Annotated in this window: 18 protein-coding genes; 2 read left to right on the plus strand and 16 right to left on the minus strand. The window is 74.8% G+C overall.

Annotated elements, in window-relative coordinates; all coding sequences use genetic code 11:
- Positions 1-204 precede the first annotated feature (204 nt).
- The 8 genes from IF651_RS14905 to hisC all read right to left on the minus strand — a co-directional run bounded on the left by IF651_RS14905 (position 205) and on the right by hisC (position 11,250).
- Complete coding sequence (locus tag IF651_RS14905; RefSeq protein ID WP_191829924.1) at positions 205-2,013, minus strand: FAD-dependent oxidoreductase; 1,809 nt, start codon at positions 2,011-2,013, stop codon at positions 205-207.
- Positions 2,010-4,334, minus strand: coding sequence for a molybdopterin oxidoreductase family protein (locus IF651_RS14910; RefSeq protein ID WP_191829925.1), 2,325 nt, complete (start codon positions 4,332-4,334; stop codon positions 2,010-2,012). The genes IF651_RS14905 and IF651_RS14910 overlap by 4 nt, the downstream gene beginning before the upstream one ends.
- Before the next feature lie 2 nt (positions 4,335-4,336).
- Positions 4,337-5,767 (minus strand): MFS transporter, encoded by a 1,431-nt coding sequence (locus tag IF651_RS14915; protein WP_191829926.1) that lies wholly within the window; start codon positions 5,765-5,767, stop codon positions 4,337-4,339.
- A 144-nt stretch (positions 5,768-5,911) separates the two neighbouring features.
- Positions 5,912-7,372 (minus strand): 2-oxo acid dehydrogenase subunit E2, encoded by a 1,461-nt coding sequence (locus IF651_RS14920; RefSeq protein WP_191829927.1) that lies wholly within the window; start codon positions 7,370-7,372, stop codon positions 5,912-5,914.
- A 54-nt stretch (positions 7,373-7,426) separates the two neighbouring features.
- Positions 7,427-8,422: an alpha-ketoacid dehydrogenase subunit beta gene (locus IF651_RS14925; RefSeq protein ID WP_191829928.1), complete on the minus strand. Its 996-nt coding sequence runs from the start codon at positions 8,420-8,422 to the stop codon at positions 7,427-7,429.
- Positions 8,419-9,606 carry a pyruvate dehydrogenase (acetyl-transferring) E1 component subunit alpha gene (pdhA, locus tag IF651_RS14930; RefSeq protein ID WP_191829929.1) on the minus strand — a complete coding sequence of 396 codons (1,188 nt, stop codon included), beginning with the start codon at positions 9,604-9,606 and terminating at the stop codon, positions 8,419-8,421. Before pdhA ends, IF651_RS14925 begins: the two co-directional genes overlap by 4 nt.
- Before the next feature lie 214 nt (positions 9,607-9,820).
- The gene (locus IF651_RS14935) at positions 9,821-10,087 is read right to left on the minus strand and encodes a DUF805 domain-containing protein (protein WP_241744499.1); all 267 of its coding nucleotides are present in this window, start codon (positions 10,085-10,087) and stop codon (positions 9,821-9,823) included.
- 80 nt (positions 10,088-10,167) lie between these two features.
- Positions 10,168-11,250: a histidinol-phosphate transaminase gene (gene hisC, locus IF651_RS14940; protein ID WP_422110496.1), complete on the minus strand. Its 1,083-nt coding sequence runs from the start codon at positions 11,248-11,250 to the stop codon at positions 10,168-10,170.
- Positions 11,251-11,369: 119 nt separating this feature from the next.
- Between hisC and IF651_RS14945 the strand changes: the two genes are divergently transcribed.
- Entirely contained in the window at positions 11,370-14,411 is a 3,042-nt protein-coding gene (locus tag IF651_RS14945; RefSeq protein ID WP_191829931.1) for an AfsR/SARP family transcriptional regulator, read from the plus strand.
- Here IF651_RS14945 and IF651_RS14950 read toward each other — a convergent pair.
- The 8 genes from IF651_RS14950 to IF651_RS14985 are packed head-to-tail and all read right to left on the minus strand — an operon-like array spanning position 14,332 to position 22,535.
- Positions 14,332-15,501 (minus strand): NADase-type glycan-binding domain-containing protein, encoded by a 1,170-nt coding sequence (locus IF651_RS14950; RefSeq protein ID WP_241744500.1) that lies wholly within the window; start codon positions 15,499-15,501, stop codon positions 14,332-14,334. The two genes, IF651_RS14945 and IF651_RS14950, sit on opposite strands and share 80 nt — an antisense overlap.
- The gene (locus IF651_RS14955) at positions 15,498-16,073 is read right to left on the minus strand and encodes a phage tail protein (RefSeq protein WP_191829932.1); all 576 of its coding nucleotides are present in this window, start codon (positions 16,071-16,073) and stop codon (positions 15,498-15,500) included. Before IF651_RS14955 ends, IF651_RS14950 begins: the two co-directional genes overlap by 4 nt.
- Positions 16,070-18,022, minus strand: coding sequence for a putative baseplate assembly protein (locus IF651_RS14960; protein ID WP_338403992.1), 1,953 nt, complete (start codon positions 18,020-18,022; stop codon positions 16,070-16,072). Before IF651_RS14960 ends, IF651_RS14955 begins: the two co-directional genes overlap by 4 nt.
- A complete protein-coding gene (locus IF651_RS14965) occupies positions 18,015-18,452 on the minus strand; it encodes a GPW/gp25 family protein (RefSeq protein ID WP_191829933.1) in 438 nt (145 codons plus the stop codon). Before IF651_RS14965 ends, IF651_RS14960 begins: the two co-directional genes overlap by 8 nt.
- Before the next feature lie 56 nt (positions 18,453-18,508).
- Complete coding sequence (locus tag IF651_RS14970) at positions 18,509-20,359, minus strand: VgrG-related protein (RefSeq protein ID WP_191829934.1); 1,851 nt, start codon at positions 20,357-20,359, stop codon at positions 18,509-18,511.
- Positions 20,349-21,137 (minus strand): CIS tube protein, encoded by a 789-nt coding sequence (locus IF651_RS14975; protein ID WP_191829935.1) that lies wholly within the window; start codon positions 21,135-21,137, stop codon positions 20,349-20,351. The genes IF651_RS14970 and IF651_RS14975 overlap by 11 nt, the downstream gene beginning before the upstream one ends.
- Before the next feature lie 7 nt (positions 21,138-21,144).
- Complete coding sequence (locus IF651_RS14980; protein WP_191829936.1) at positions 21,145-21,594, minus strand: phage tail protein; 450 nt, start codon at positions 21,592-21,594, stop codon at positions 21,145-21,147.
- Entirely contained in the window at positions 21,591-22,535 is a 945-nt protein-coding gene (locus tag IF651_RS14985) for a hypothetical protein (protein ID WP_191829937.1), read from the minus strand. Before IF651_RS14985 ends, IF651_RS14980 begins: the two co-directional genes overlap by 4 nt.
- 124 nt (positions 22,536-22,659) lie before the next feature.
- Between IF651_RS14985 and IF651_RS14990 the strand changes: the two genes are divergently transcribed.
- Positions 22,660-23,655, plus strand: a complete 996-nt coding sequence (locus IF651_RS14990; protein ID WP_191829938.1) for a hypothetical protein — start codon at positions 22,660-22,662, stop codon at positions 23,653-23,655.
- Positions 23,656-24,504: the final 849 nt, after the last annotated feature.

Here is a 24,504-nt window from a genome sequence, read left to right on the forward strand (position 1 = left end):
GGGCGAGCGCCCCTCCCGTCCGAGGAAGACCCTGGGTGGGAAGGTGAGGACGACGCTACGGACGCGTGGTTTCGCACCAGTGCCTCACCCGTTGCCCGTCCGTAACGGTCTTCTCACCCAGGCATCTCGGACCGTGTGAGAAGCGACGGCCGCCGGTACGGCGCGCCGGTAGGCCCGACCGGCGCGACCGCACGCCGTCGAGGGCTACACGGCAGTCGGCATCCCCGTCGCGCCGCTGACGGCGGAGCGGTCGTCCGTGCGCTGCTCCGGGTCCGCCTTGCCGAGCCAGTCGACGAGCCCGCAGACGACGTCCTTGCACCCGCCGCATCCCGTCGTCGCCCGGGTCGCCCGCGCGACGTCGTCGACGCTGCGCGCGCCGTCGTCGTGCCAGCACGCGACGATGTCGCCCTTCGTGACGCCGTTGCACGTGCAGACCGTGGTCCGGTCGGGCATGTGCGTGGGGGTCGACGCCGGCGCGGGCGCCTGCGCGACAGGTTGGAGCAGGAGGTGGGCGGGATCGGCCGGGACGGGCGTGCGGCGCGTGTAGGTCGCGGTGAGGTCGGCACCCACGTCGGGCGCGCCCACGCACGTGGCGCCGACGAGCAGCCCGTCCGCGACGACCACCTCGACGTGGCGTCCGGAGACGGGGTCGCTCAGCGCGACGGTGCGGTGCGCCGGGTCGGACGCCCGGCGGGTACCGCACACGCCCATGGTCACGATCTCGAGCCCGGCGGCCTTCACCCGGACGACGTCGGTCCCGCTCGACCTGTCAGCACGTGGTGACCCCAGAGCCTCACGGGACGCTGACGACGTCCCGGAGCTCGAGCTGTCAGCGCCCGGAGCGGCCAGGGGTGCACCGGGCGCTGACAGGTCGGTGACAGGGCGCGTGACGACGCTCATCGCGAGGCGCAGCGCCATGCTCGGACGGTCCGGCTCACCGAACCGCACGTGCGGGTGGTCGTGCTCGACGTCGTCGACCGCCGGTTCCTGGCCCGCGGCACCGGCCGCGGCAGCGCGCGCGGCGAGCGACTCCGCGAGGCGGCGCGACTGGTCCCAGCCCTGCGCGACGAGGCCGCTCCCGCCCTCGGGCGGCTGGGCGCAGTCGCCGATCGCGTAGACCCGCGGGTCGTCCGGGCTCGCGAGGTCGGCGCCGACGACGACGCCCCGGTCGACCGTCAGGCCGGCCGTGCGCGCGAGCCCGGCCTCCGGAACCGTTCCGCACGCGAGCACGAGCAGGTCGGCGTCGACGTCGACGATCCGCTCGTGCGTCCGGTCCGGCGAGCCGTCGCCGTCCCGCGCGGGGGACGCGCCGGCGTCGGGCACGCGCAGGCTCAGCCCGGCGACCCGGCCGTCGCGTCCCACGCGGACGTGCTCGGTCCGGACGTGCGTCCACGTGCGCACGCCCAGCCCGGTGAGGCTGCGCTCGACGACGCGTCCCGCCGCCGTGTCGAGCTGGCGGTCCATGAGGCTCGCGCCCGGGTGCACGATGCTCACCGCGACCCCGCGCCGCGCGAGACCGCACGCCGCCTCGAGCCCGAGCACGCCCGCCCCGACGACGACCGCGTGCCGCGCGTTGACCGACGCCGCGACGATCTCGCGTGCGTCGTCGAGCGTGCGCAGCGCGTGCGCACCGCCGGGCAGTCCGCCAGGTCGATCGGTGAGCCCGGGGGTCTGGGGGATGCGGGCGGCGGCGCCGGTCGCGAGGACGACGACGTCGTAGGGGTAGGTCCCCTCGCCCGTCACGACCTGGCGCGCGTCGCGGTCGATCGCGATGACCTCGGTCCCGCGGCGGACTGCGACGCGCGCGTCGTCGGGCCCGGGCAGAGCGATGGCCGCGACGTCGACCTTGCCCGCCACGACCTCGCTGAGGAGCACGCGGTTGTACGGCTCGTACTCCTCGGCGCCGAGCACGGTCAGGTCGACCGTCGCGCCGGCGGCGTCCGCCCGCGCGACGAGGTCCTGCGCGAACCGCGCCCCCACCATCCCGCCACCGATCACCACGACGCGGTTCATACGCTCACCTCCATCGAGCTGTCAGCACTCCGCGAGCCCTGGGGCTCACCCGGCGCTGACACGTCTTCCTCGCTGCCGACCGGGCGGACGTCGACCGCGCAGACCTTGAACTCGGGCATCCCCGAGACGGGGTCCGTGGCGTCGGTCGTGACCCGGTTGACGCTGCCTGCCCCGCTCCAGTGGAAGGGCATGAAGACCGTGTCCGGGCGGATCCGGTCGCTCCACCGCGCCACCGCCTCGACGTGGCCCCGGCGCGACGTGAGACGCACCCTCTCGCCCTCGTCGATGCCCAGGCGGACACCGAGCACGGGGTGCAGCTCGACGAACGCGTCCGGGACGATGCGCTCGAGCTCGCTCACGCGGTGCGTCTGCGCGCCCGACTGGTAGTGCTGGAGCACGCGGCCCGTGACGAGGTAGATCGGGGCGTCGGGGCGCACGTCGTCGCTCGGCCCGACGTGGTCGACCGCGATCGTCCGGGCCCGCCCGTCGACCGTCGCGAACCGGTCGAGGAACGGCCGCGGCGTCCCGGGGTGCGAGGTGTCAGCACCCCGTGAGTCTGTGCGCTCACCGCGCGCTGACAGCTCGTCGGGAGCGGGGGCCGGGGCGGGGACCGGCCAGAACAGGCCCGGGCCGCCGGCTGCCTCGTCCGCGTCGAGGCGCGCGTGGCTGAGACCCGAGTAGTCCGCGACCCCGCCCGCCGAGGCTCGGGCGAGCTCGTCGAACACGACCGCGGCGTCGGTCGGGAACGCGACGTCCGACCCGAGGCGACGCGCGAGCTCCGCGAGGATCCACAGCTCGGACCGCACCTCGCCGGGTGCGGCGACCGCCCGACGCCGACGGATCACCCGGCCCTCGAGCGACGTCATCGTGCCCTCCTCCTCCGCCCACTGCGTGACGGGCAGCACGACGTCCGCGAGCAGCGCGGTCTCGGACGGCACGACGTCGCACACCACGAGCAGGTCGAGCGCCCGCAGCCCTGCGACGACCCGGTCCGCGTTCGGCGCGCTCACCACCACGTTCGAGCCGTGCACGAACAGACCGCGCGGCCGCGCGGCCGAGCCGGTGTCGCCCAGCGAGCGGAGCAGCTTCACGGCGGGCATGCCCGGGCCCGGGATGGTGTCCGGGTCCACGCCCCAGACCGCCGCGACGTGCGCGCGGGCCGCCGGGTCGTCGATCTTGCGGTAGCCGGGGAGCTGGTCGGCCTTCTGGCCGTGCTCGCGGCCGCCCTGGCCGTTGCCCTGGCCGGTGATCGCGCCGTACCCGGAGCCGGCCCGGCCGGGCAGACCGAGCGCGAGCGCGAGGTTGATCGTCGCGGTCACGGTGGCCGTGCCCTGGGAGGACTGCTCGACGCCACGCCCCGTGAGCAGGTATGCACCTGCGCCGCCGCGCGACGGGGACGCCGCGGCGAGCAGTCGTGCGACGTGCCGCAGCCGCTCGGCCGGGACGCCGCACACCGTCTCCGCGCGCTCGGGCCACCACGCGGCGACCGAGCGGCGGACGTCGTCGAACCCGGTGGTCCGGGCGGCGACGTACTCCTCGTCGACGAGGCCCTCGGTCACGACGACGTGCAGCAGCGCGAGCAGCACGACGAGGTCGGTCCCGGGCACCGGCTGCAGGTGCACGCCCTGGTCGCCGACCGGGCCGGCCCCGGTCGGCACGCCCGCGCGGACCTCGGCGTCGCCCGTGAGCCCGACCGTCGCGCTGCGCCGCGGGTCGACGACGACGAGTCCGCCCCGCGAGCGCGCGCCCGCGAGGTGCTGGACCGACGGCGGCATGGTCTCGGCGACGTTCGAGCCGAGCAGCAGGATCGCGTCCGCCCCGCCGAGGTCGGCGAGCGGGAACGGCAGCCCACGGTCCATGCCGAACGCGCGGTTCGACGCCGCCGCGGCCGACGCCATGCAGAAGCGCCCGTTGTAGTCGATGTTCGCGGTCCGCAGCACGGTGCGCGCGAACTTGCCGAGCGCGTACGCCTTCTCGTTCGTCAGCCCGCCGCCACCGAAGACCGCGACCGCGTCGCGACCGTGGGCCTCCTGGATGCGCGTCACGCCGGCGACCACGACGTCGAGCGCCTCGTCCCACGTCGCGGGCCGCAGCTCGCCGCCCTCGCCCCGGAGCAGCGGGGTGGTGAGCCGGTCCGGCGCGCTCAGGAGCGTCGCGCTCGTCCAGCCCTTCTGGCACAGCCCACCCTTGTTCGTCGGGAAGTCGCGCGGAGCGACCTCCACGGGGAGCGAGCTCCGGCCGTCGGGCAGCGGGGTGAGGGACATGCCGCACTGGAGCGCGCAGTACGGGCAGTGCGACTGGGCCTGGGGAGGGGGCGCCATGCTCAGATCTGGGCGGCAGCGAGGGCGGAGCCCTTGCGCAGGTAGACGGCCCACGCGACGACGGCCATCACCGCGTAGATCCCGATGAACACCCACAGGGCCGGGACCAGGGAGCCGGTGAAGGTGTTCGACGCGGCGAAGCCGCGCGGGATGAGGAAGCCGCCGAAGGCGCCGATCGCACCGGCGATCCCGATGCACCCGGCCGCGGCCTTCGTGGCACGGGCCCGCGCCGCCTTGAGCGCGTCGGCGTCCGCGCCGTCGTCCGCCACCCCGGCCTGGAAGACCGCGGGGATCATGCGGTACACCGATCCGTTGCCGACACCCGTCGCGACGAACAGCAGCATGAACGACCCGAAGAACAGGGCGAAGCTGCCCGACTCCAAGGCCTGGATCGCGCCGAACGCCCCGAGCCCCATGACGGCGTAGGAGACGATGGTGACGCGCGTGCCGCCGAACCGGTCGGCGATGATCCCACCGAGCGGGCGGGTGACCGAGCCGACGAGCGCGCCCATGAACGCGATGGACAGCGTCACGTCCGGGAACTGGTTGTTCAGCAGCGTGGGGAACGCGCCGGAGTAGCCGATGAACGAGCCGAACGTCCCGATGTACAGGAACGAGATGATCCACGTGTGCTTGGTGCGCGTGGCCGCGGCGAACGAGCGCGGGTCGGCCTTCGCGGTGGACAGGTTGTCCATGAACCGCCACGCGAGGAACGCCGCGAGGATGATGAACGGGATCATCATCAGCCCCGCGCGCTCGAGCGCGATGCCGGCGCCCGCCACGATGACGAGCGGCACGGCGAGCTGCACCGCGGCGGTGCCGATGTTGCCGCCCGCCGCGTTCATCCCGAGGGCCTTGCCCTTCTCCTTCTCCGGGTAGAAGAAGGAGATGTTCGCCATCGAGGACGCGAAGTTGCCGCCGCCGAAGCCCGCGAGCGCCGCGGCGCCGAGCATCACGCCGAACGGGGTCTCGGGGTTCTGCACCACGACCGCCAGGGCGATCGACGGGAGCAGCAGGAGCAGTGCGGACACGATGGTCCAGTTGCGCCCGCCGAACACCGGGACGGCGAACGTGTAGGGGATGCGCAGCGTCGCGCCGACGAGGCTCGGGAGCGCGATGAGCCAGAACTGCTGGTCCACGGTGAGCGCGAACCCGGCCGCGGACAGCTGCGGCACGACGATCGACCACATGGCCCACACGCCGAACCCGAGGAACTCCGCGAAGATCGAGATCCACAGGTTGCGGCGCGCGACGCGGCGGCCGCCGTCACGCCAGAACGTGGGGTCCTCGGGGTTCCAGTCGTCGATCCAGCGCCCGGTGCGGCGGTGGGGTGCGACGACCGCCGGTGCGGTGGTCGCGGCGGTGCCGGTCGCGACCGACGGCGCGGGGGGTGACTCGTCCTCGTGGGTGGTGGGGCTCGTGGGAGCAGACATCACGTCTCCTATGCGGCGGGACCCTGACAGTGGTCCCGACGGTAGGAAAGTGGTGTTTCACGTCTCCGCGCCCGCCGTAAACCCCGTGTGAGGAAGTCCGCACACGCGCGGGGCAGGCCTTGTGAGAGAGCGGGGTCCGAGCGATCAGCCCCAGACCAGCCCGCGGGCGGGGTCCTCGAGGATGCGCGCGACGTCGGACAGGAAGCGTGACCCGAGCTCGCCGTCGACGAGGCGGTGGTCGAAGCTCAGCGCGAGCTGCGTGACCCAGCGCTTGCGAATCTTGCCCTTGTGCACCCACGGCTGTTCACGGATAGCTCCGAACGCGAGGATCGCGGCCTCGCCCGGGTTGAGGATCGGCGTGCCCGTGTCGATGCCGAAGATGCCGACGTTCGTGATGGTGATGGTGCCGTCGGACATGTCGGTGGGGCTCGTCCGCCCCGCGCGCGCGGTCGAGGTCAGGTCCGCGATCTCGCCCGCGAGCCCGTGCAGGTCCAGCCGGTGCGCGTCCTTGATGTTCGGCACCACGAGCCCGCGCGGCGTCGCCGCGGCGATCCCCAGGTTCACGTAGTGCTTGTAGACGATCTCCTGCGCGGCGTCGTCCCAGGACGCGTTGACCTCCGGGTGCCGGCGCAGCGCGAGGATCAACGCCTTGGCCGTGACGAGCAGCGGCGTGACGCGCACGTCGGCGAACTCACGGTCCTCGCGCAGCGTGCGCACGAGCTTCATGGTGCGGGTGACGTCGATCGTCTGGAACACGGTGACGTGCGGCGCGGTGAACGCGCTCGCCACCATCGCCTCGGCGGTGCGCTTGCGTACCGACTTCACGGGGACGCGGGTGTGGCGTCCGTCGTCGGTGACCGAGCCGGACGCGAGCCAGGGCTGGTCGTCGTCGGCGTACGTCGCGAGCGGCTGTGCCTTCGCGCGCTCCTGGTGCGCGAGGAGGTCCTCGCGCGTGACGATGCCGCCCGGACCGGTGCCCGCGACACCCTCGAGATCGACGCCGAGATCCTTCGCGAGCTTGCGCACGGGCGGCTTGGCGAGCACGGGCGGGTGCGCTCGCGCGCCGGCCGACGAGCTGTCAGCACCGGGTGAGCCCTGGGCCTCACGGGCTGCTGACGACGTGGCGCCCGCCGAGCCGTCAGCAGCCCGTGAGACCGAGGGCTCAGCAGGGGCTGACAGCTCCGGGGTCGCGGGACGACGACGGCGGCGTGCGCTGCCCGGCTCGACCGTGCCGTAGCCGACGAGCACCGAGCCCGACCCCGTGCCCGTGCCCGTGGTGTCAGCGGCCGGTGAGTCCTGGGGCGCACCGGCCGCTGACAACTCCGCTGCGGGGGTGGTCGGCGAGGGTGCCGCGCCGTCCGGGTCCGTGTCGACGACGACGATCGGCACGCCGACCTCCACCGTGACGCCCTCCGCGACGAGGATCTCGCTGACCACGCCGGTGAACGGCGACGGCAGCTCGACGAGCGACTTCGCCGTCTCGATCTCGACGATCGTCTGGTTCACGGTGACGCGGTCCCCGGCCGCGACGTGCCACTGCACGATCTCGGCCTCGGTCAGGCCCTCGCCCGCGTCGGGGAGCTTGAACTGCTCGTAGGTGGGCACGGCACTCCTCTTTGTCAGTACGTGTCGGTACGCGTCAGTGCGTGTCAGTACGCGTCAGTACGCGAACGCGCGGTCGACGGCGTCGAGCACCCGGTCGAGGCTCGGCAGGTACTCGTGCTCGATCTTCGCGACGGGGTACTGCGTGTGGAACCCGCCCACGCGCAGCACCGGCGCCTCGAGCGAGTAGAAGCACTCCTCGGTGACGCGAGCCGCGACCTCGGCACCCGAGCCGAGGAAGGTCGGGGCCTCGTGCACGACGACGCAGCGCCCGGTCCGGCGGACCGACGCCACGACCGTCGCGGTGTCCAGCGGCGAGATGGCGCGCAGGTCGACGACCTCGACGCTGCGCCCCTCCTGCTCCGCCGCGGCGGCGGCCCGCAGCGCGGTCGCGACCGTGGGCCCGTAGGCGACGAGGGTCAGGTCCGTGCCCGGACGCACGACGCGCGCCCGGTCGAGGACCCGGGCGCCCTCGCCCGCACCGGCGACGTCGACCTCGCCCTTCTCCCAGTAGCGGCCCTTGGGCTCGAAGAACAGCACGGGGTCCGGGGACGCGATCGCCTCCTGGATCATGGTGAACGCGTCCTGCGGCGTCGAGGGCGAGACCACCCGGAGCCCCGCGGTGTGCGCGAACAGCGCTTCCGGGCTCTCGCTGTGGTGCTCGACCGCACCGATCCCGCCACCGAACGGCACGCGGATCACGACCGGCACCTGGACCCGGCCGCCGGACCGCGCGTGCATCTTCGCGAGCTGCGTCGTGATCTGGTCGTACGCCGGGAAGATGAACCCGTCGAACTGGATCTCGCACACCGGCCGGTAGCCGCGCAGCGCGAGGCCGATCGCCGTGCCGAGGATCCCGGACTCCGCGAGCGGGGTGTCGACCACCCGGTCCTCGCCGAAGTCCTTCTGGAGCCCGTCCGTGACGCGGAACACGCCGCCGAGGGCTCCGATGTCCTCGCCCATGAGCAGGACCTTCTGGTCGCGCTCGAGCGAGCGGCGCAGGCCCTCGTTGATCGCGCGGGCGACGGTGAGGGTCTTGGTGCTCTCGCTCATCGGGTGCTCCCCTCGACGTGGTCGGCCGGTTCGAACGACTGCTCGTACTCGGCGAACCACGACCGGTCGGCGTCGACCACCGCGTGCGGGCTCGCGTAGACGTGCTCGAACATCGTCGACGCAGGTGGTGCCTCGAGCGCGCGGACCTCGGTCCGCAGCCGCTCCCCCAGGGCCTCGCCCTCGGCCGCGACCTCGGCGGCGAACGCCTCGTCCCACGTGCCCTCGGCACGCAGGAGCGCCTCCAACCGGTCGATCGGGTCGCGGCGCCGCCAGTACTCCTCCTGCGCGCGCGAGCGGTAGCGCGTCGGGTCGTCCGACGTCGTGTGCGCACCCATCCGGTACGTGAACGCCTCGACGAACGTGGGGCCGCCGCCGGTCCGGGCGCGCTCGAGCGCCTCGGCCATGACGGCGTAGCACGCGAGCACGTCGTTGCCGTCGACGCGCACGCTCGGCACCCCGAACCCGCTGCCGCGCCGGTAGAGCGGCACGCGCGCCTGCTTCGTGGCGGGCTCCGAGATGGCCCACTGGTTGTTCTGGCAGAAGAAGACGACAGGAGCGTTGTTCACGGCGGCGAAGACGAGCGCCTCGCTCACGTCGCCCTGCGAGGTCGCGCCGTCGCCGAAGTAGGCGACGACGGCGGTGTCCCGCTCGGGGTCGCCCGTCCCGACGAGCCCGTCGCGCTGCACGCCCATCGCGTAACCCGTGGCGTGCAGCACGTGCGAGCCGATGACCAGCGTGTACAGGTGGACGTTGTGCTCGGCCGGGTCCCAGCCGCCATGGTCGACCCCGCGGTACATGCGCAGGCGCGCCGTCGGGTCGATGCCCCGTACGTGCGAGACGCCGTGCTCGCGGTAGGAGGGGAACACGTAGTCCTGCGTCGCCAGCGCGCGGGCGGAGCCGACCTGCGCCGCCTCCTGCCCCTTCGCCTGGGCGAACAGCCCGAGCTCGCCCTGCCGCTGGAGCGACGTCGCCTCGTCGTCGAACCGACGCGTCAGCACCATGTCGCGGTACAGGCCCCGCAGGGCCGCCGGGTCCAGGTGGGCGACGCGCTCGCGGTAGGCCTCCGCCTCCGGCGTGGTCACCCGGGAACCCGCGGGGGTCACGAGCTGGACGAGGGGTGCGTCGTCGGGCCCGCCGGCGGCGTCGGGAAGGTCGGGTGCCGTGCTCACGTCGCGGCTCTCCATGCGCGATCTCCTTCGGTGCGGGACCCGGCTCGGGGCCGGACCGCTCGGTGCGACGGCGCCCGTGCCGAGCGCCGTCCGTAACCTACGTCTCCGTAGCTTACGCAAGCGTAGGCTACGGCACCGTAGGTTGGTCATGCGGCGCGGCGTCCAACCTTGCCGGGTCAGACATGGAGGAATCCTCCAAGGCGTCGGTCGCTGCCGGCGGGCCGCGGCGCTACCTCGGGTACGGGCTGCCGGCGCGCAGCGCCTCGTTCTCCCGCTGCAGGGGCCAGCGCGAGAACGCGAACACGAGGAACATCACGGCGTTCACGACGGGCACGAGCGCGATGAGGATCCACCAGCCCGAGTACCCGGCCTTCTGGATGATCCGGACGTACGCGATGAAGAAGATCAGCGCGATCGCGAGGTAGAAGATCAGTGCCGCTCCCCCGAACAGCCACCCGTAGTCGTCGACGAACTGGTCGTACTCCACGTTGTCCATGACGGCGAGTCTTCTCCCGGGCCCTGCCGGGAGCAACCGCTACGACGGCGCGCCCACCGGTCGCGGCCGCGCCGGGCCACCTACCGCCAGGTCGCGCTGACCCGCAGGAACAGGTCCGTCGCCTCCGGCTCGCCGACGCTCACGCGCAGTCCCTCGCCGGCGAACGGACGGACGATCGCACCGGCGGCACGTGCCTCCTCGGCGCGCTGGAGCGTCCGCTCCCCCAGGTCGAACCACACGAAGTTCGCGTGCGACTCGGGCAGCTCCCACCCCTGGTCCCGCAGCCCTTCGACCAGCCGGGTCCGGTCCGCGACGAGGTGCTCGACGCGCGCCAGCAGCTCGTCGCGTGCCGCGAGCGACGCGACGGCGGCGCGCTGCGCGACGTGCGAGACGCCGAACGGGGTCGACACGGCACGGATGCCGGCCGCCAGGCGCGGGCGCGCGACCGCGTACCCGACGCGCAGGCCCGCGAGCCCGTACGCCTTGGAGAAGGTGCGCAGGAGCACGACGTTCGGCTGCTTCGCGTACACGTCGAGACCGGCGGGCGCGTGCGGGTCACGGACGAACTCGACGTACGCCTCGTCGAGCACGACGAGCACGTCGGAGGGCACCGCGGCGAGGAACGTGTCGAGCTCGTCGCGGTGCACCGCCGGGCCCGTCGGGTTGTTCGGCGTGCACACGAGCACGACCCGGGTGCGATCGGTGATCGCCGCGGCCATCCTCGGCAGGTCGAGCCGGCCGGCCGCGGCACCGTCGAGCAGCGGCACCTGGACCGAGACCGCGCCGGACACCGCCGCCACGATCGGGTAGGCCTCGAACGACCGCCACGGGTAGACGACCTCGTCCCCCGGTTCCACGACGGCCTGCAGCACGTGCGCCAGGACCGCCACCGACCCGTTGCCGACGACGATCTCCTCGGCGCTCACCCCGAGGGCCGCCGCGGTGGCCTCGACCAGCTCGGCCGCGTACATGTCGGGGTACCGGTTGACGTCGGCGGCGGCGTCCGCGATCGCCGCGACCACGGACGGGAGCGGCGGGTACGGGTTCTCGTTGGACGACAGCTTGAACGCCGCCGCGCCCGGGCCCGACCGGGCGCCGGGGACGTAGGCGGGCAGAGCCGCGACGGCTGGACGCAGGGGGACGCGGGGTCGGTTGGCCACGATCCCCAAGCATGCCACGCAGCGCGAGCGGGTGATGTTCGCCGTCGGCCGCGACGTACGCCGCGCACCTCCCTAGTATCGGACGGACGAACCATCCGTGAACGGGCGGGGGGCGGCGAGCGATGAGCACTGTCCACGGGACACCCGTGCACGGTGGTCGCAGGAGCGCCCCGGAGACGGCCTGGCTGGCCCGGCCCCGGCTGCTGCGGATGCTCGACGGCGCCCACCGCGCCCTGGTCCTCGCACCGCAGGGCGCGGGGAAGACGACGCTCCTGAGCCAGGCGGCCGCACGCGCGGAGGGCGAGGTCGTCCGGGTCCGGTTCGAACCGGGAGGGAGGAGCACGCACCCTGGGAGCCTGCTCGACCTCGTGCCCGAGACTCCCGGCACCGGCGGACGCGCCCTCCTCGTCGTCGACGACGCGCACCACGCGATCGGGACACCGCTCGAGGACGAGCTCGCGAGCGTGCTCGCCCGCGCGTCACCCCAGGTCGCGATCTTCGTCGGATCGCGCCGTCCTCTCCCGCTCAGCCTGGCGCGGGCCGAGCTCGCCGCACCCGTGACCGTGACGGACGCCGCGCTGCGGTTCCGGTCGTGGGAGGTCGAGCGGCTCTACCGCACGCTGTACGGGGTACCGCTCGAGCCGGACGACGTCAGCGCGCTGACCTGGCACACCGACGGCTGGGCGGCCGCGCTGGAGCTGTTCCGCCGGTCCGTGGAGGACGACCTGCCCGGCGAGCTCCGCCAGGCCATCCGCCGGCTCGACCGTCGGCAACGGTTCGCCTGGGACTACCTCGCGGCCCAGGTGCTGCGCCCCCTGCCCGTCGACCTGCAGCGCTTCCTGCACGCGACGGCTGCGCTCGACCTGCTCACCCCGAACCGGTGCGACGCGCTCCTGGGCGTCACGGACTCCCGGGCGACCCTCGCCCGCGTCGCCGCCGCCACGTCGCTCGTGCGGCCCGTCCGCGAGGACGGCCAACGCGTCCACCGGGTGCTCCGGCGACACCTCCTGGCCGCCGTGTCGGACGAGCTGTCGGTCGCGCAGGCCCGCGAGCTGCACCAACGGGCCGCGGAGGTGCTCGAGGAGGAGGGGTCGCTGCGCGAGGCCCTGCGCTCACGTTGCCGGGCCCAGGACCTCGACGGCGTGCGCCGCCTCCTTCCCCGGACGGACCTCGGCGCCCACGACGACGGGGAGCGGCAGTGGGACGCCATGTTCTCCCCCGAGCTCGCTGGGGCCGACGCGGCGGTGCAGCTCTGCCGGGTGCGCGAGCTCATGGCCGACGGGCGCACCGTCGAGGCGGACCGGACGCTGCGGGCGGCAGAGTCGCGCGCGGACTCGGACCACGCACGGTGCGCCGTGCTCCGCGGGATGATCGACGCGCTGCGGGGCACCGCGCGGATCCCGCCGCTCACCGGGCCGGCCCGACCGCCCGGGCTCGGCTGGTACCACCTCGTCGTCGCCGCGAGCGCGCGCGATCCGCTCTCCGTGCTGCCGGAGACGGCCGTGCTCACCCGGGGAAGACCGCTGGCCGAGGGGCTCACGCGCATCCTCGCCGGCGACCGGGCGGGCGCCCGCGCCGTCCTGCGCGCGGCGACCAACGACGTCGACACCGACCCGACGGTCATGCTCCTGGCGCAGCTCGTGACCGCCACGCTCGTCGAGCGGACCGGCACGGACGGGACCGGCGCCGACGGGACCGGCGCCGACGGGACCGGCGCCGACGACGAGGTCGAGGACGCTCTCGACGAGGTGCTCGACCGGATCCACTCCGAGGCCGAGCGCCGCGGTCTGGTCTGGCTGTCGCGCATCACCCACGGGGTGGTCATGGCCTTCGACGACGACGTGCGCGCGCGGGGCCAGGTCGCGCGCACCGTCGCGCACTGCGAGCGCGACGGTGACCTGTGGAGCGCGCTCCTCGTCTCCGGGTCGGAGGTCATCGCGCGCTCGCGGCGAGGCGTCGCGGACCCCGAGGGCTGGGAGGACCTGGCCCGGCGCTGCCGCGTGCTCGGTGCGGGGACGCTCGAGGCGTGGGCCCGCGCCCGCCTCGCCGTGAGCGCGGTGGAGGTGGGGCTTCCCGACGCCGAGGGCCTCGCCGAGCAGGCGGAGGGTCTCGCGCGGTCGGCGGAGGTCCCGGGGGCGCTCGCGCTCGCCTACGTCGCGCTCGCCGGGTGCAAGCCCGCCCAGCGTGCCGAGCTGCTGTCGCTCGCGTCGTCCACCGCACGGTCGGTCGGTCTGCCCGACCCTGCCGCGCCGCCGCAGCGCGCGCCGTCTGCCCAGGGTTCCGCACCTCCGGTCGAGCCGGCCGCGGACGACGCCGAGGTCACCCATCCCACCGTGGTCCACCGCCAGGGGAGGGTCGTGACCGTCCGGTGCTTCGGTGCGTACACGATCGCGGTCGACGGCGCTCTCGTCGACCTCTCCCGGCTGCGTCCCCGCGCGCGCCGGACCTTGCGGTTCCTGTCGATGCACGCCGGTCGGCCGGTGCACCGCGAGCGGATCGCGGAGGCGTTGTGGGGCGAGCTCGACCGGGGCCCGGCGCTGCACAACCTGCACGTGAACGTCTCCGCGGTGCGCCGGGCGCTCGAACCGGCCGGTGCGCCACGCGGCGAGGGGCTCGTCCGACGCGACGGAGAGAGCTACATGCTGCCGCTGCCGCCCGGCTCGGACTGCGACGTCGCGCGGTTCGAGCAGCGGATCGCACGCGCGCGGCGGATCGAGCGCGACGAGCCGGCCGCGGCCGCGGCCGCGTGGCAGGAGGCGCTGGACGCCTACGGCGGTGACCTCCTCCCGGAGGAGGGGACGGCCGAGTGGGTCGTGCCGCTGCGCGACCGGTACATGCTGCAGGCGGCGGGAGCGGCCGAGCTCCTGGCCGTCGGTGTCATGCACGAGGGGCATCTCGACCGTGCGGTGGCCGCCGCGCGGCGCAGCATCGAGCTGAACCGCTGGGCGGACGTGCCGTGGCGGGTCCTGGTGGAGTCGCTCACCGCGATGGGCGACCACGCCGCGGCGGAGCACGCGCGCCGCGAGCACGGCGCGGTGCTCCGTGAGCTCGGCGTGCCAGGTGGTCCCGGGGGCCAGGGACCGGTCACGACCGCCCCCGGAACTCGACCTCCGCCACCGCGACGGACGTCTCCGGACTCGACCGGTACGTCGAGGCGATGGTGAGCCTGACCTCCACCACGTCGTCCTCGGCCACGTCGAACGGCTGCGGGCCGGGGACGTCGTCGAGCGTCACACGGTGCTCCCCCGTCGACCCGTCGGCGCGCGTGACGACGACGTCGAGCGTCCGCGGGCTCGATCCCTGCAGGTACTCCTCCTGCACGGTGGACGCGCCGCCCGTGACGACGATGCTGACCAGGCGGAACGGCTCGTCGAACGTGAAGACCATCGCCTGCCCGACGCCGTCCCCCGGCGCCTCCGGTGACCACGCGAGGTCGTTCGTGCCGTCGACGAGCTGCGTGGCGGGCCGGTCGCTCGCCTCGCTCGACGCGCGCACGGCCACCGGGTTGTAGACCTCGCCGCCCTGGAGCCGGTCCTGGACCGTCGTGGCCCCGCCACCGATCTGGTCCCGCAGCTGGTACCCGGCGAACGCGAGACCTCCCACGACCACGAGCGCGACGACGGACTTCGTCGGGAACCGGCGCCGCCGGCGGTGCGGCCGCGTCCCGGCGACGGGAGCCTTCCGGTCGGGGTGCAGCACGCGCTGCCACCACGACCGCCGGCCCTGCACCCGCGCGTCGGTCAGGCTCGAGCCGCACCGGCGGCAGAAGTGGCGGCTCGGGACGTTGCCCGTCCCGCACGAGCCGCAGATCAGGTCGCCGACCTCCGGTGGTGGCTCGTCGGGCTCCGGCGCGCGCGGGGCGGGGCGTTCGCGGGGCGCACCGGGCAGGACGGCCGCGGGGGCACGCGGGGCGGGATCCGACCGGCCCCGATCGGACGGCGGGGCGGGTGGCGCAGGGGCAGCTGGCGCAGGGGCGGGTGGCGCGGGAGCGGGTGGCGCGGGGGCGGGCTCGTCGGGTCGGGCCGTCGTCACCCCCTGGTCCGCAGGACGACCGGGAACCGACGCGGCCACCGGACCGGAAGCCGCCGCCGCGGGAGGAACGGCCGCAGACGCGGCCGGGGCGCTCGCCGGCTCGGCCGCCGCCGGACGTTCGGGCTCCTCCCACTCCAGGTAGGCGCCGCAGGACCCGCAGAACGAGACGCCGGTCTCGTTCGCCTGGCCGCAGGTCGGGCAGGTCATGGTCGTCGTGGTCATCGTCTCTCCACCACCTCGAGCGTGTACGGCACGTGCACGGGACAGGACTGCGTGACGACGTCCCGGACGTGGGCGTCGTCGACGTCGCCGGGTGCGTCGGCGAGCACCCGGACGTGGAACGACGGCCCGTCGGACCCCGGCAGGTCGGCGCCCGCCGTCGTCGACGCGACGACTCCTCCGGTGTCGGTGACCTCCACGTCGCCCCCGGTCACGGCGCGCACCGCGTCGGCCACCCCGCGCGACGTCCCGCGCAGGCGCTGGGTGCGGGCGGCGTCGGCCACCACCTCCCGGCACCGGGCGAGGTCCCAGCCGGGGTCGAGCTCGACCCCGACCCAGCGGCCCACCCACTCGAGGTGGTCCCGGGGGGCGAGGCGCGGGTCGACGTAGCACTCGAGCGTGTCCAGCGTGAGGAAGACGGGCGCCAGGGCCTCGTCGAACGCCGTGACGAACCGTCCGAGGAGCTCGTCGTCGAGGTACACGCCCGGGAGCATGGACGCGACGGGGTGGGGGCTCACGAGCCCGTCGACGGCGCCGCGACCTCGCAGCGGACCCCCGGTCGACCCGGAGCTCATGGCTGCTCCACGACCCGGACCTGGTGCTGGTAGGAGAACGCGAGCGCGTGCGGCGCGACGTCGACGCGCTGCACGGGCTCGCCGCGCTCGCCCGTGATCGGGTCGGCGGCGAACAGCTTGACGTCCTCGATCGTCTCGACCCCGTCCACGCGCTGCAGCGCGGCGTAGACGTCCCCGGCCCGGACGGCCCGGCCGAAGGGCCAGCCCCGCCCGTCGGGCCCACCGCCGAGCGGGTCGACGTACTCGTGGAGGGCCCGCGTCGCCGCCACCTCGAGCCGGACCCGGTGCGCCCGGCGGCGCGCCGTGATCCGGGCGACGACGGTCACCCCCTGGTAGAAGGGCGGCTCCACCACGACCCGCGCGCCCAGGGTCCGGCGCGGCTCGAGGTGGTCGACGATGCGGGCGAGCACCTCCGGGTCGGGCACGAGGTCCTCGAAGCGGCGTCGGCCCTCGTCGTCCGCCGGGACGGCCGGCACGACGAGGACGCGCACGGCCTCCGCCGCCCCGACGACGGGGACGCAGCGCACGCGCGCGAGGTCGGGTGCGGCGGCGCGCGTCAGGTGCTCGTAGTCCTCCGCGGTCACCGCGCGGTCCCGGGTGCGCAGCGCGAGCGGGCCGCGGGCCCGCGCCTCGTCGACCGACTCGGCGTCCACCCCGCCGAGCGCCGGTCGTCGGTTCTCGACGCGTTCGACGAACCCGATGGTCCCGCGCAGGACCCGCACGGCGCCGGTCGCGACGTTGCCGGTGGGCCCGCCACCCACGCGGTAGGCGGGGACGCGCAGGAGCGCGCCGGCGGGGGGCACCGCGCCGTACGGGACGAGCGTGCCGTCGACGTCGCGCACCGCGGGCGGCAGGTGGATCTCTCCGGTCGCCCGGTCCACGGTGAACACGGCCTCGTCGGGACCGGCACCCGCGAAGGAGTCGGTCTCCGTCCACGTCCGCCAGCCGTCGCCGGAGGCGACCTCGAGGGTCAGCGGGCCACCGCTGGCGACGACGGGACGACGCTCGAGCCCGAACGTCTGCCCCGGGACCCCCTCGGAGGTGCCGAGCACCTCGTCGGTGACGGTCTCGGCGTGCACGGCTGCGACGGTGCCGCCGATCGTGAACGCGGACACGTCCCGGACCACCGGGGACGAGCTGTAGGTGCGAGCCCCTTCCTCGGGCTCGACGACGCGGCACCGCACCCAGCCGGCGCGCAGCCCGTCCTCGACGGACGTCGCGTGGTGCGCGGGGAGGTGCAGCACGACGTCGCCGGCGCGGTTCAGCCCGCCGGTCCCGTCGGAGTCGACGTCGCACCGCGCCCAGCGCTCGCCGTCCCACGCCTCCCACACGAGCGGGGGCCGGCGCGGGTCGACGCCCACACCCTGCACGTCGCAGTCGAACCGCAGGACGACGGCGCAGCCGGGCGCGGCGTCGTCGAGACCGACGAGCAGCGCGTCACCCGGTGCCGGCGGTTCGCCGAAGGCCGGGAACCCGGCCCCGGTCTGCACGGCGTCCCCACGACGCACGCCCGCGGCGTCGGCTCCCTTGCTGACGAGGTGCGCGCGGCTGCGCGGCGGCACCGTGAGGTCAGCCGTGGTCCGGAAGACGACGGCGTCCTCCCGCTCGGTGCGGACGGTCGCGACCTCGGTCCCGGCGGGTACTTCGACCGGCTCGTCCTGCGGCGCGGACAGCCAGAAGACGACGTCCGCACGCGCTGCGGTCGCCGGGTGCAGCGTGATCCCCAGGAGCTCGAGGAACGCGACGTAGAGACGGTCGGGGACGCGGTTGAGCCGGTACAGGAGCTGGTCCGTCATGAAGGCGAACGTCTCGATGAGGGTCACGCCCGGGTCGGAGACGTTGTGGTCCGTCCACTCCGGGCACCGGGCCTGGACCATGCGCTTCGCGTCGTCGACGAGGTCCTGGAAACGGCGGTCGTCGAGGTCCGGGGAGGGCAGCACGTCACTCACCCGCCCCGACGTCGAGCAGCGCGCCGCCGCTCGGCGTCTCGCGCGGGATGACGTAGAACGGGAACACGAGGTTGCGCGGGTCGTTGGTGCCGCGCAGCGCGTACCGGACGTCGATGTACAGCACGCCCTGGTCGGCGCGGTCGAACCGGACGAGCACGTCGTGCAGCTCGACGCGGGGCTCCCACCGCTCGAGCGCGACCCGGACCGCGTAGGCGATGTCGCCCGCCGTCCCCGCGTCGGCGGGCGCGAAGACGTAGTCGTGCACCGCGCAGCCGAACTCGGGGCGCATGGGCCGCTCCCCCGGGGCGGTGGCGAGGATGAGCCGGATGCTCTCCTCGATCTCCTGCGTCCGGTGCACGAGCGCGATGCGCCCCGTACGGTCGGTCCGCAGCGGGAACCCCACGCCCGCCCCGATGAACTCCTGGCCCACGGCTCCTCCTTCGTCCTCGTCGATCCCCGCCGTACCCGTCCCTGCGTCCCGTCGCGTCAGTTGATCTTCACGAGCGATCCCTTCACGGTCGTGACGCCCGACGACGAGACCTCCGTGGTACCGGTGCCGGCGAGCGTCGCCATGGCACCCTTGAGCGCGAGCTGCGCGTCGGCGGTGATCGAGACCTTCGGCGCCTTGAGGTCGATCTCGCTGGTGCCCTGGAGCGCGACCTTGACGCCCTTCACGGTGACGTTCCCGGTCTTCGAGGTGCACGTGACGTCCTGCTCGGCCGTCACCTCGACCTTCTGCTTCGCGTTGACCGTCACGGGCCCCGACGACGTGATCTCGATCGCCGCGTCCGGCTTCTTCGCGATCACCACCTGGACCTTGCCGTCCTTGTCCGACAGCACGATGCGCTCGTCGCGGGCCGCGTCGACCAGCTCGACGTACATGCCGCTGCGCGACACGAGGCAGCGGCGGGTGACCTCGCCGCTGTTCGCGTCGACGTACTCCGCCTTCTGGCCCGGCGCGGGCGGCACGTCGACGGGGCTGTACAGCCCCCCGAGCACGTACGGCTGGTCGAGCTCGCCCTCCGCGAGCGCCACCAGGACCTCGTCCCCGACCTCGGGCAGCGCGAACAGCCCGTGCTCCTTCCCGGCGCCCGGCGACACGACGCGCACCCACCAGCTCTCGAGCGAGTCGTGGAGCGCGGGGATCTTGACCTTGACGCGACCCGCCTTGTCCGGGTCCTTCGTCGCCGTGACCACCGCCGGGTACAGCGCCGCCCCGCGGGCCCCGCCGCGGGCCGGGCCCGCGACCGTGCCGTACGTCGACCGGTCGGACGCGTCCGACACGGTCAGGTGGGTCCGGTACCCGAGCTCGCCCGAGAACTCGTGGCGCACGGAGCTCACGACGTACTTGCCGTCGAACGGGTCCCCGCACCCGGCGAGCGCGATCGGGCGCCCGACGGCGATCTGCGGGTTGCCCCGCACGGTCGCCTCGATCTCGGCGAAGCCACCCGCGACCCGGTCGGAGACGGTCTTCGCGCTCGCCGCCGCCTGCTGCTGCGTCGCGAGCCCCGTGCTCGACACCACGAGCGGAGCCCCGCCGAACACCTTGCCCAGCCGTGCCGGGTCCGTCGCGGCGAGCCGGGCGCTGTTCGTCGCGGGGGTCTCGCTCGCCACGACCGCCTTCTTCGTCTTCGGGTCCCAGCCCCGTGCCTCGACCTTGGACACCTGGGACGCGGCGGTCACCGTCGCGCGCAGGTCGAGCAGGTTGACCCCCTGCTCGACCACGAGCGGGTCCTGGCGCGAGCCCGTCGCCCCCGCCGGTGCGCCCGTCGCCGCCGTGGGTCTCCGGAAGTCGAGGCGGCCGTCGCTGACGCCGACCACCGACCCCGACATGTCGGCGAGCCGCTGGAGCATGTCCCAGTCGCTGATGTTCGGCTGCCACAGGTGATCGAGCTTGCCGGTGGTCGCCTCGATCCGGCCGCCCGACAGCCCGTGCTCCCCCGCGATCTTGCTCACCACGTCGGACGCGGACATGCCGACGTACGTCGCCGTGCGACGCGAGCCCGCGAGGCGGTGCCCCTTGTCGAACCCGCGCACCGTGGTGCGTCGTCCGCCGGGCCCGATCTCGGTCTCGAGCGACGTCACCTCGCCGGTGGCCAGCGGCGTCGGGCCGCCCGAGCCGCTGAGCTGGACCTGCAGCGCGACCACCGAGCCGATGCGGATGCCTGCCTTGTCCAGGAGCACGCCGTGCTCGTCGGCCAGGTGCAGGACGAAGAGCCCGGGCGCGTCGCGGCGGGCGTCCACGACGGCGCTCGTCAGGTACGGGTGGACGTCGGCCGGCAGCTCACGGCCGTCGACCTTCACCACGAGCTGCGCGCTGTGCTCCTCACCGTGCACCGGCGACCACCCCCGCGCCACGCCGCCCGATCGCCGGGTCCCGCAGGTCCTCCGCCGCCGGGAGCAGCACCCGGTCCCCGGCGCCCAGCCGGAACGGGTCGTCGATGCCGTTCGCCTCCGCGACCGCGCGCCACAGCGCCGGGTCGCCGTACTCGCGGTACGCGATCCCGGCCAGCGTCTCGCCATGCACGACGGTGTGCTCGCGGTGCGGGACCAGCCCGCCCGACGTCGGGTTCTGCCGCGGCGCCTCCCCGGCGATCTCCTCGAGCGTCGCCGTGCACACCGCCCGGATCGGCAGCCCGCTCGACGTGAAGAGCGTGTAGCGCACCTGGACGCTGCTGATGTACGCGAGGAACCCGGTCAGGCTCCCCCAGCGGAACAGCACCCACGGCGGGGAGTCCTTGCGCTGGTCGTGCGACGCCGACGTCGGGACGCAGCTCGTGAACAGCTTCTCCACCGCCTTGACCACGGCGTCGTCGTGGTCCTGCGACGCGTCGAAGAACATCTCGAGGGACAGGCGCGACGGCGCCGGGCCCTGGAACTGCGGCGGGCTGGAGCGCCGGTTGCCGGGGTTCGTCGGACGGGTCCACGTCGCCGCCTTCTCGAGCGCGAGCTCGGTCGGGTTGAACTGGAACGCGATGCGCCCGATCTCCGGTCCCGGCTTCGCGAGCGAGCCGTCCTTCGACGGCTCGAACAGCAGCAGGTACGCGTGCTCGAGCTTGGAGCCCGCGCCCGAGGCGCCGGCTCCCGCGGCCTCGAGGCCGACCGGTGCGGCCATCGTCAGCTCACCCCCCGGCCTTCGGCGGCACGAACCCGTGGTGCGCGATCTCGACCGACTCGACCACCACGTTCGAGTCGGTCGTCGAGAGCGTCGGGCCCGACCAGCGGACCGGCACGATGCCCATCAGCCCGAACCGGGCGACCTCGTCGCCCGCCGCCGTCATCGCGTCGATGGTCGCGGTCCCGAACTTGTAGCCGCTCGTGACCATGGTCGTGAACCACTCGCCGATCTTGGCGCTGTCCTTGTTCAGCGGCCGCGTGAGCGTGACGTTCGGGAAGCGCAGGCGCGTCGGGAACTGCCACACCGACCCGTTGTTGCCGCCCTCCTCACGCGTCTCCACCGTCACCTCGGCGCCCAGACCCGAGCACGAGCCGAACAGCCCCAGGTTCCAGTCGTCGAGGAAGATCCGGTACCGGATCCCGACGGCGAGCGTCGTGTCCTCGTAGATCGTCATCGCTCCCACCTCCGGTCGGTCCGCAGGCCGAGGCGCTCGCGGTCGACGAGCAGCTCGTGGCGCAGGCGCCGCAGCAGCGGGTCGGTCAGGCGGCGGACGAGGTCGTCGAGGGTCGCCTCGTCCGTCGCGACGCGCGTGGCGCCGGACGCCGCCGCCTGCGGTGCGGCCGCGGAGTCCGCGCGCGCAGGCACCTGGGGAGTCGGCGGGCTCGGCGGTGCCGCCGCGGCGGGCGCCGGCACCGGCGCGGGAGCCGCGGGAGCAGCCGGAGCCGCAGGTGCCGGCTGTGCGGCACGGACCGCGAGCGACGGGAGCACGGGCGTCGTGGGGGGCACGAGCGGGGTGGGCACCGACGGCGCCGACCGTGCCGCCGGGGCGAGCGCCGCGAGGTGCCCGACGCCGCCGTCCGCCACGTCCGCGCCGTGCGGTTCCAGCAGTGCCTGGGGCGGTGCGAGCGCCGCCGAGACCGCGCGGGGTGCGGCCGCGGCCTGCCCCGCCGTGCCACGGTGACCGCCGAGCGCCGAGCGCAACCGTCGAGGTGTCGTCGTCGCGGCCGTCCAGTCCCGCGCGCGGGCGACGACCGGACCCTGCGCGACGGACGCGTGGAGAGTGGCGACCGGGCCGACCGGGCCGACCGGGTCCGTGGGGTCGGCCTGGCTGCGCGCCTCCGGCCACGAGCTGCTCACGACCGGGACCCGCACCGGTGCCGGCGCGGGCCGCGTGGCCGTTCCACCTGACGACGACCGCTGCGCCAGGACCGGGCGGGCGGACCTCGTCGGTGCCGCGCGACCCGTCGCAACGAGCCCGACGTCGGCGGGCCGGCCGGGCACGTGCGGCGCGACGTCGGTCAGCGGGCCACGGGACGACGCGGCGCCGGTGGTCGCCTCGACCGGGATGCGCTGCGTGACGGGAGTGCCGTCCGCGAGCGTCCTCGGCGGTGCCACGGGCGAGCCCTCGCCATGGGCCGCCGAGCGTCGTACCCGCGCGAGCCCCGGAGCGGGACGGGTCCCCGGGCCCGGGACCACGAGGCTCTCTCTCGAGCGCTGGACCTCGACCGAGGCACCTCCCGTGACCGTGCTCCCGCCGGCCCCGCGCGGGAGGCCGGCCGTCGGGGCACCAGCAGAAGCACTGGTGCCGGTGCCGGTGCCGGTGCCGGTGCCGGTGCCGGTGCGTGAGACGACGACGGGGAAGGCGGGGATGCTGGCACTCGGCGGTGACACGATCGTGCCTGCGGTCGCGGATGCGTCGGGCGCCGAACGACGGCTGCGCGGTTCGAGCACTCGGTCCGGCACGGCGTCGCGGGGTTCGGGGGTCGCGAGCGGCGCCGACGTGGCGGCGACGCGCGACACCGGGATCGACGTGGCCGGAGCGTTCGGCGCCGGGGCCGACCCGGGTGCCGCGGCAGCGGGCGGCACCGGGAGCCCGGACGCGCGCTGGACGCTGCGGCCCTCGGCCGCGGAGGGTGCTCGTCGACTCGGGGAGGCGGCTGGACGCGGCACCGTACCGGCCCGCGTCGAGAAGGTCGCCGTCTCGACCGCGGGGGCGACGGTCGACCTGTTGCCGAGCACCGGCACGTCGCCGGCGACGTCCGGTGCCACGACCCGACTCACGAACACTGCCGTTCCTGGGCTCGTCGCGTCCGACGGCGGAGACGTGGGTACTCCGGACGACTCCCCGCGCGCGTCCTCGACCGGTCCCGCGGCGACCGAGAGCCGTTCGGCCGTCGCCGTTCCGGGTGGAGTCGGTCCGGGCGTGGCAGGTCCGGGTGCAGCCGGTCCGGGCGCGGCCGGTCCGGGCGTGGCCGGTCCGGGCGTGGCCGGTCCGGGCTCGGCAGGTCCGGGCTCGGCCGGTGCCACCGGTGCGAGGGTGCCGGTCGTCGGGGCCAGCACGTGCGTGTCGTCGTCCCCGGCGCGCGCAGAACGCTGCACGGCGCCGAGCGTCGGCACGTCCGGGCTCTCCGCAGGCGACGGCGCCGACGGTGCGGGACGGGACGCGGAGGCGGCCACGGCAGTGCGTCCCGGTCCGGAGGACGTCGGCTCGCCGTCGCTGGCAGGGGACGCCTGAGGGGGCGCGACGTCCGCTCCGGCCGGTCCGGGGGCGACGACGGGTGCCGCGGGCGACCGGCCGAGCGACAGCTCGGCCGCTGTCATCGGTGCGCCGAGGCCGAGCCGGCGGGTCGCCCCGGGTCCCGTGGCCCTCTGCACCGGCGCAGGCACACCCACGAGCCGCTCGGGTACCTCGAGCCTCTGGGGTACGTCGAGCCTCTGGGGTGCGTCGAGCCTCTGGGGTACGTCGAGCCCGCCGGGCGCACGCGGGACGCCAGGCGTGGCGGGGAGGCCGACGTCGCCCGGTGCGGCAGCGCTGCTCGACGCGGCAGCGGTGCTCGGCGAGTCGTGCTCCACCCCGCCGGGAGCTGCTCTGAGCGGCACGACGATCCCGCTCCCGTCCGAGAACCCCGCCTCGGCGAGGACCGGGACGGGAGGACCGACGGCGGGGGCGACGTCGGGCATCGACGGGCGTGGCGAGCCGACCGTGCGCTGCACGGTCTGTCCACCGGCCACGCGCCCTCCCGTGACCGTCGGCGGCGTCAGGGCTGCGGGCGCGTCGGGTGCCCCGGGGGCCCCGATCGGGGCGTGCGCGATCGCGAGTCCGGCCGGTGGCGCGGCGGGCGGGGAGGGCTCGACAGGTGCGTGCGCGGTATCGAGCCCGGCCGGTGCCGCGGGCGGCGGCGCGGAAGAGAAGAGGGTCGAGGGAGGTGCAGGAGGCGTGACCGTGGGTGCCGTGCCCGTGGGTGCCGTGACGGTGGGGGATGTGACCGTGCGGTCGGCCGCCGTGCGGGCCACGACGACCGGCCGGCTCGCCGGCAGGCGGTCCATCACGGAGGCGGCGCTGGTCAGCGGGGTGGAACGTCGC

Origin of the sequence: Cellulosimicrobium arenosum, from assembly GCF_014837295.1 — a bacterium.
GTDB lineage: Bacteria > Actinomycetota > Actinomycetes > Actinomycetales > Cellulomonadaceae > Cellulosimicrobium > Cellulosimicrobium arenosum.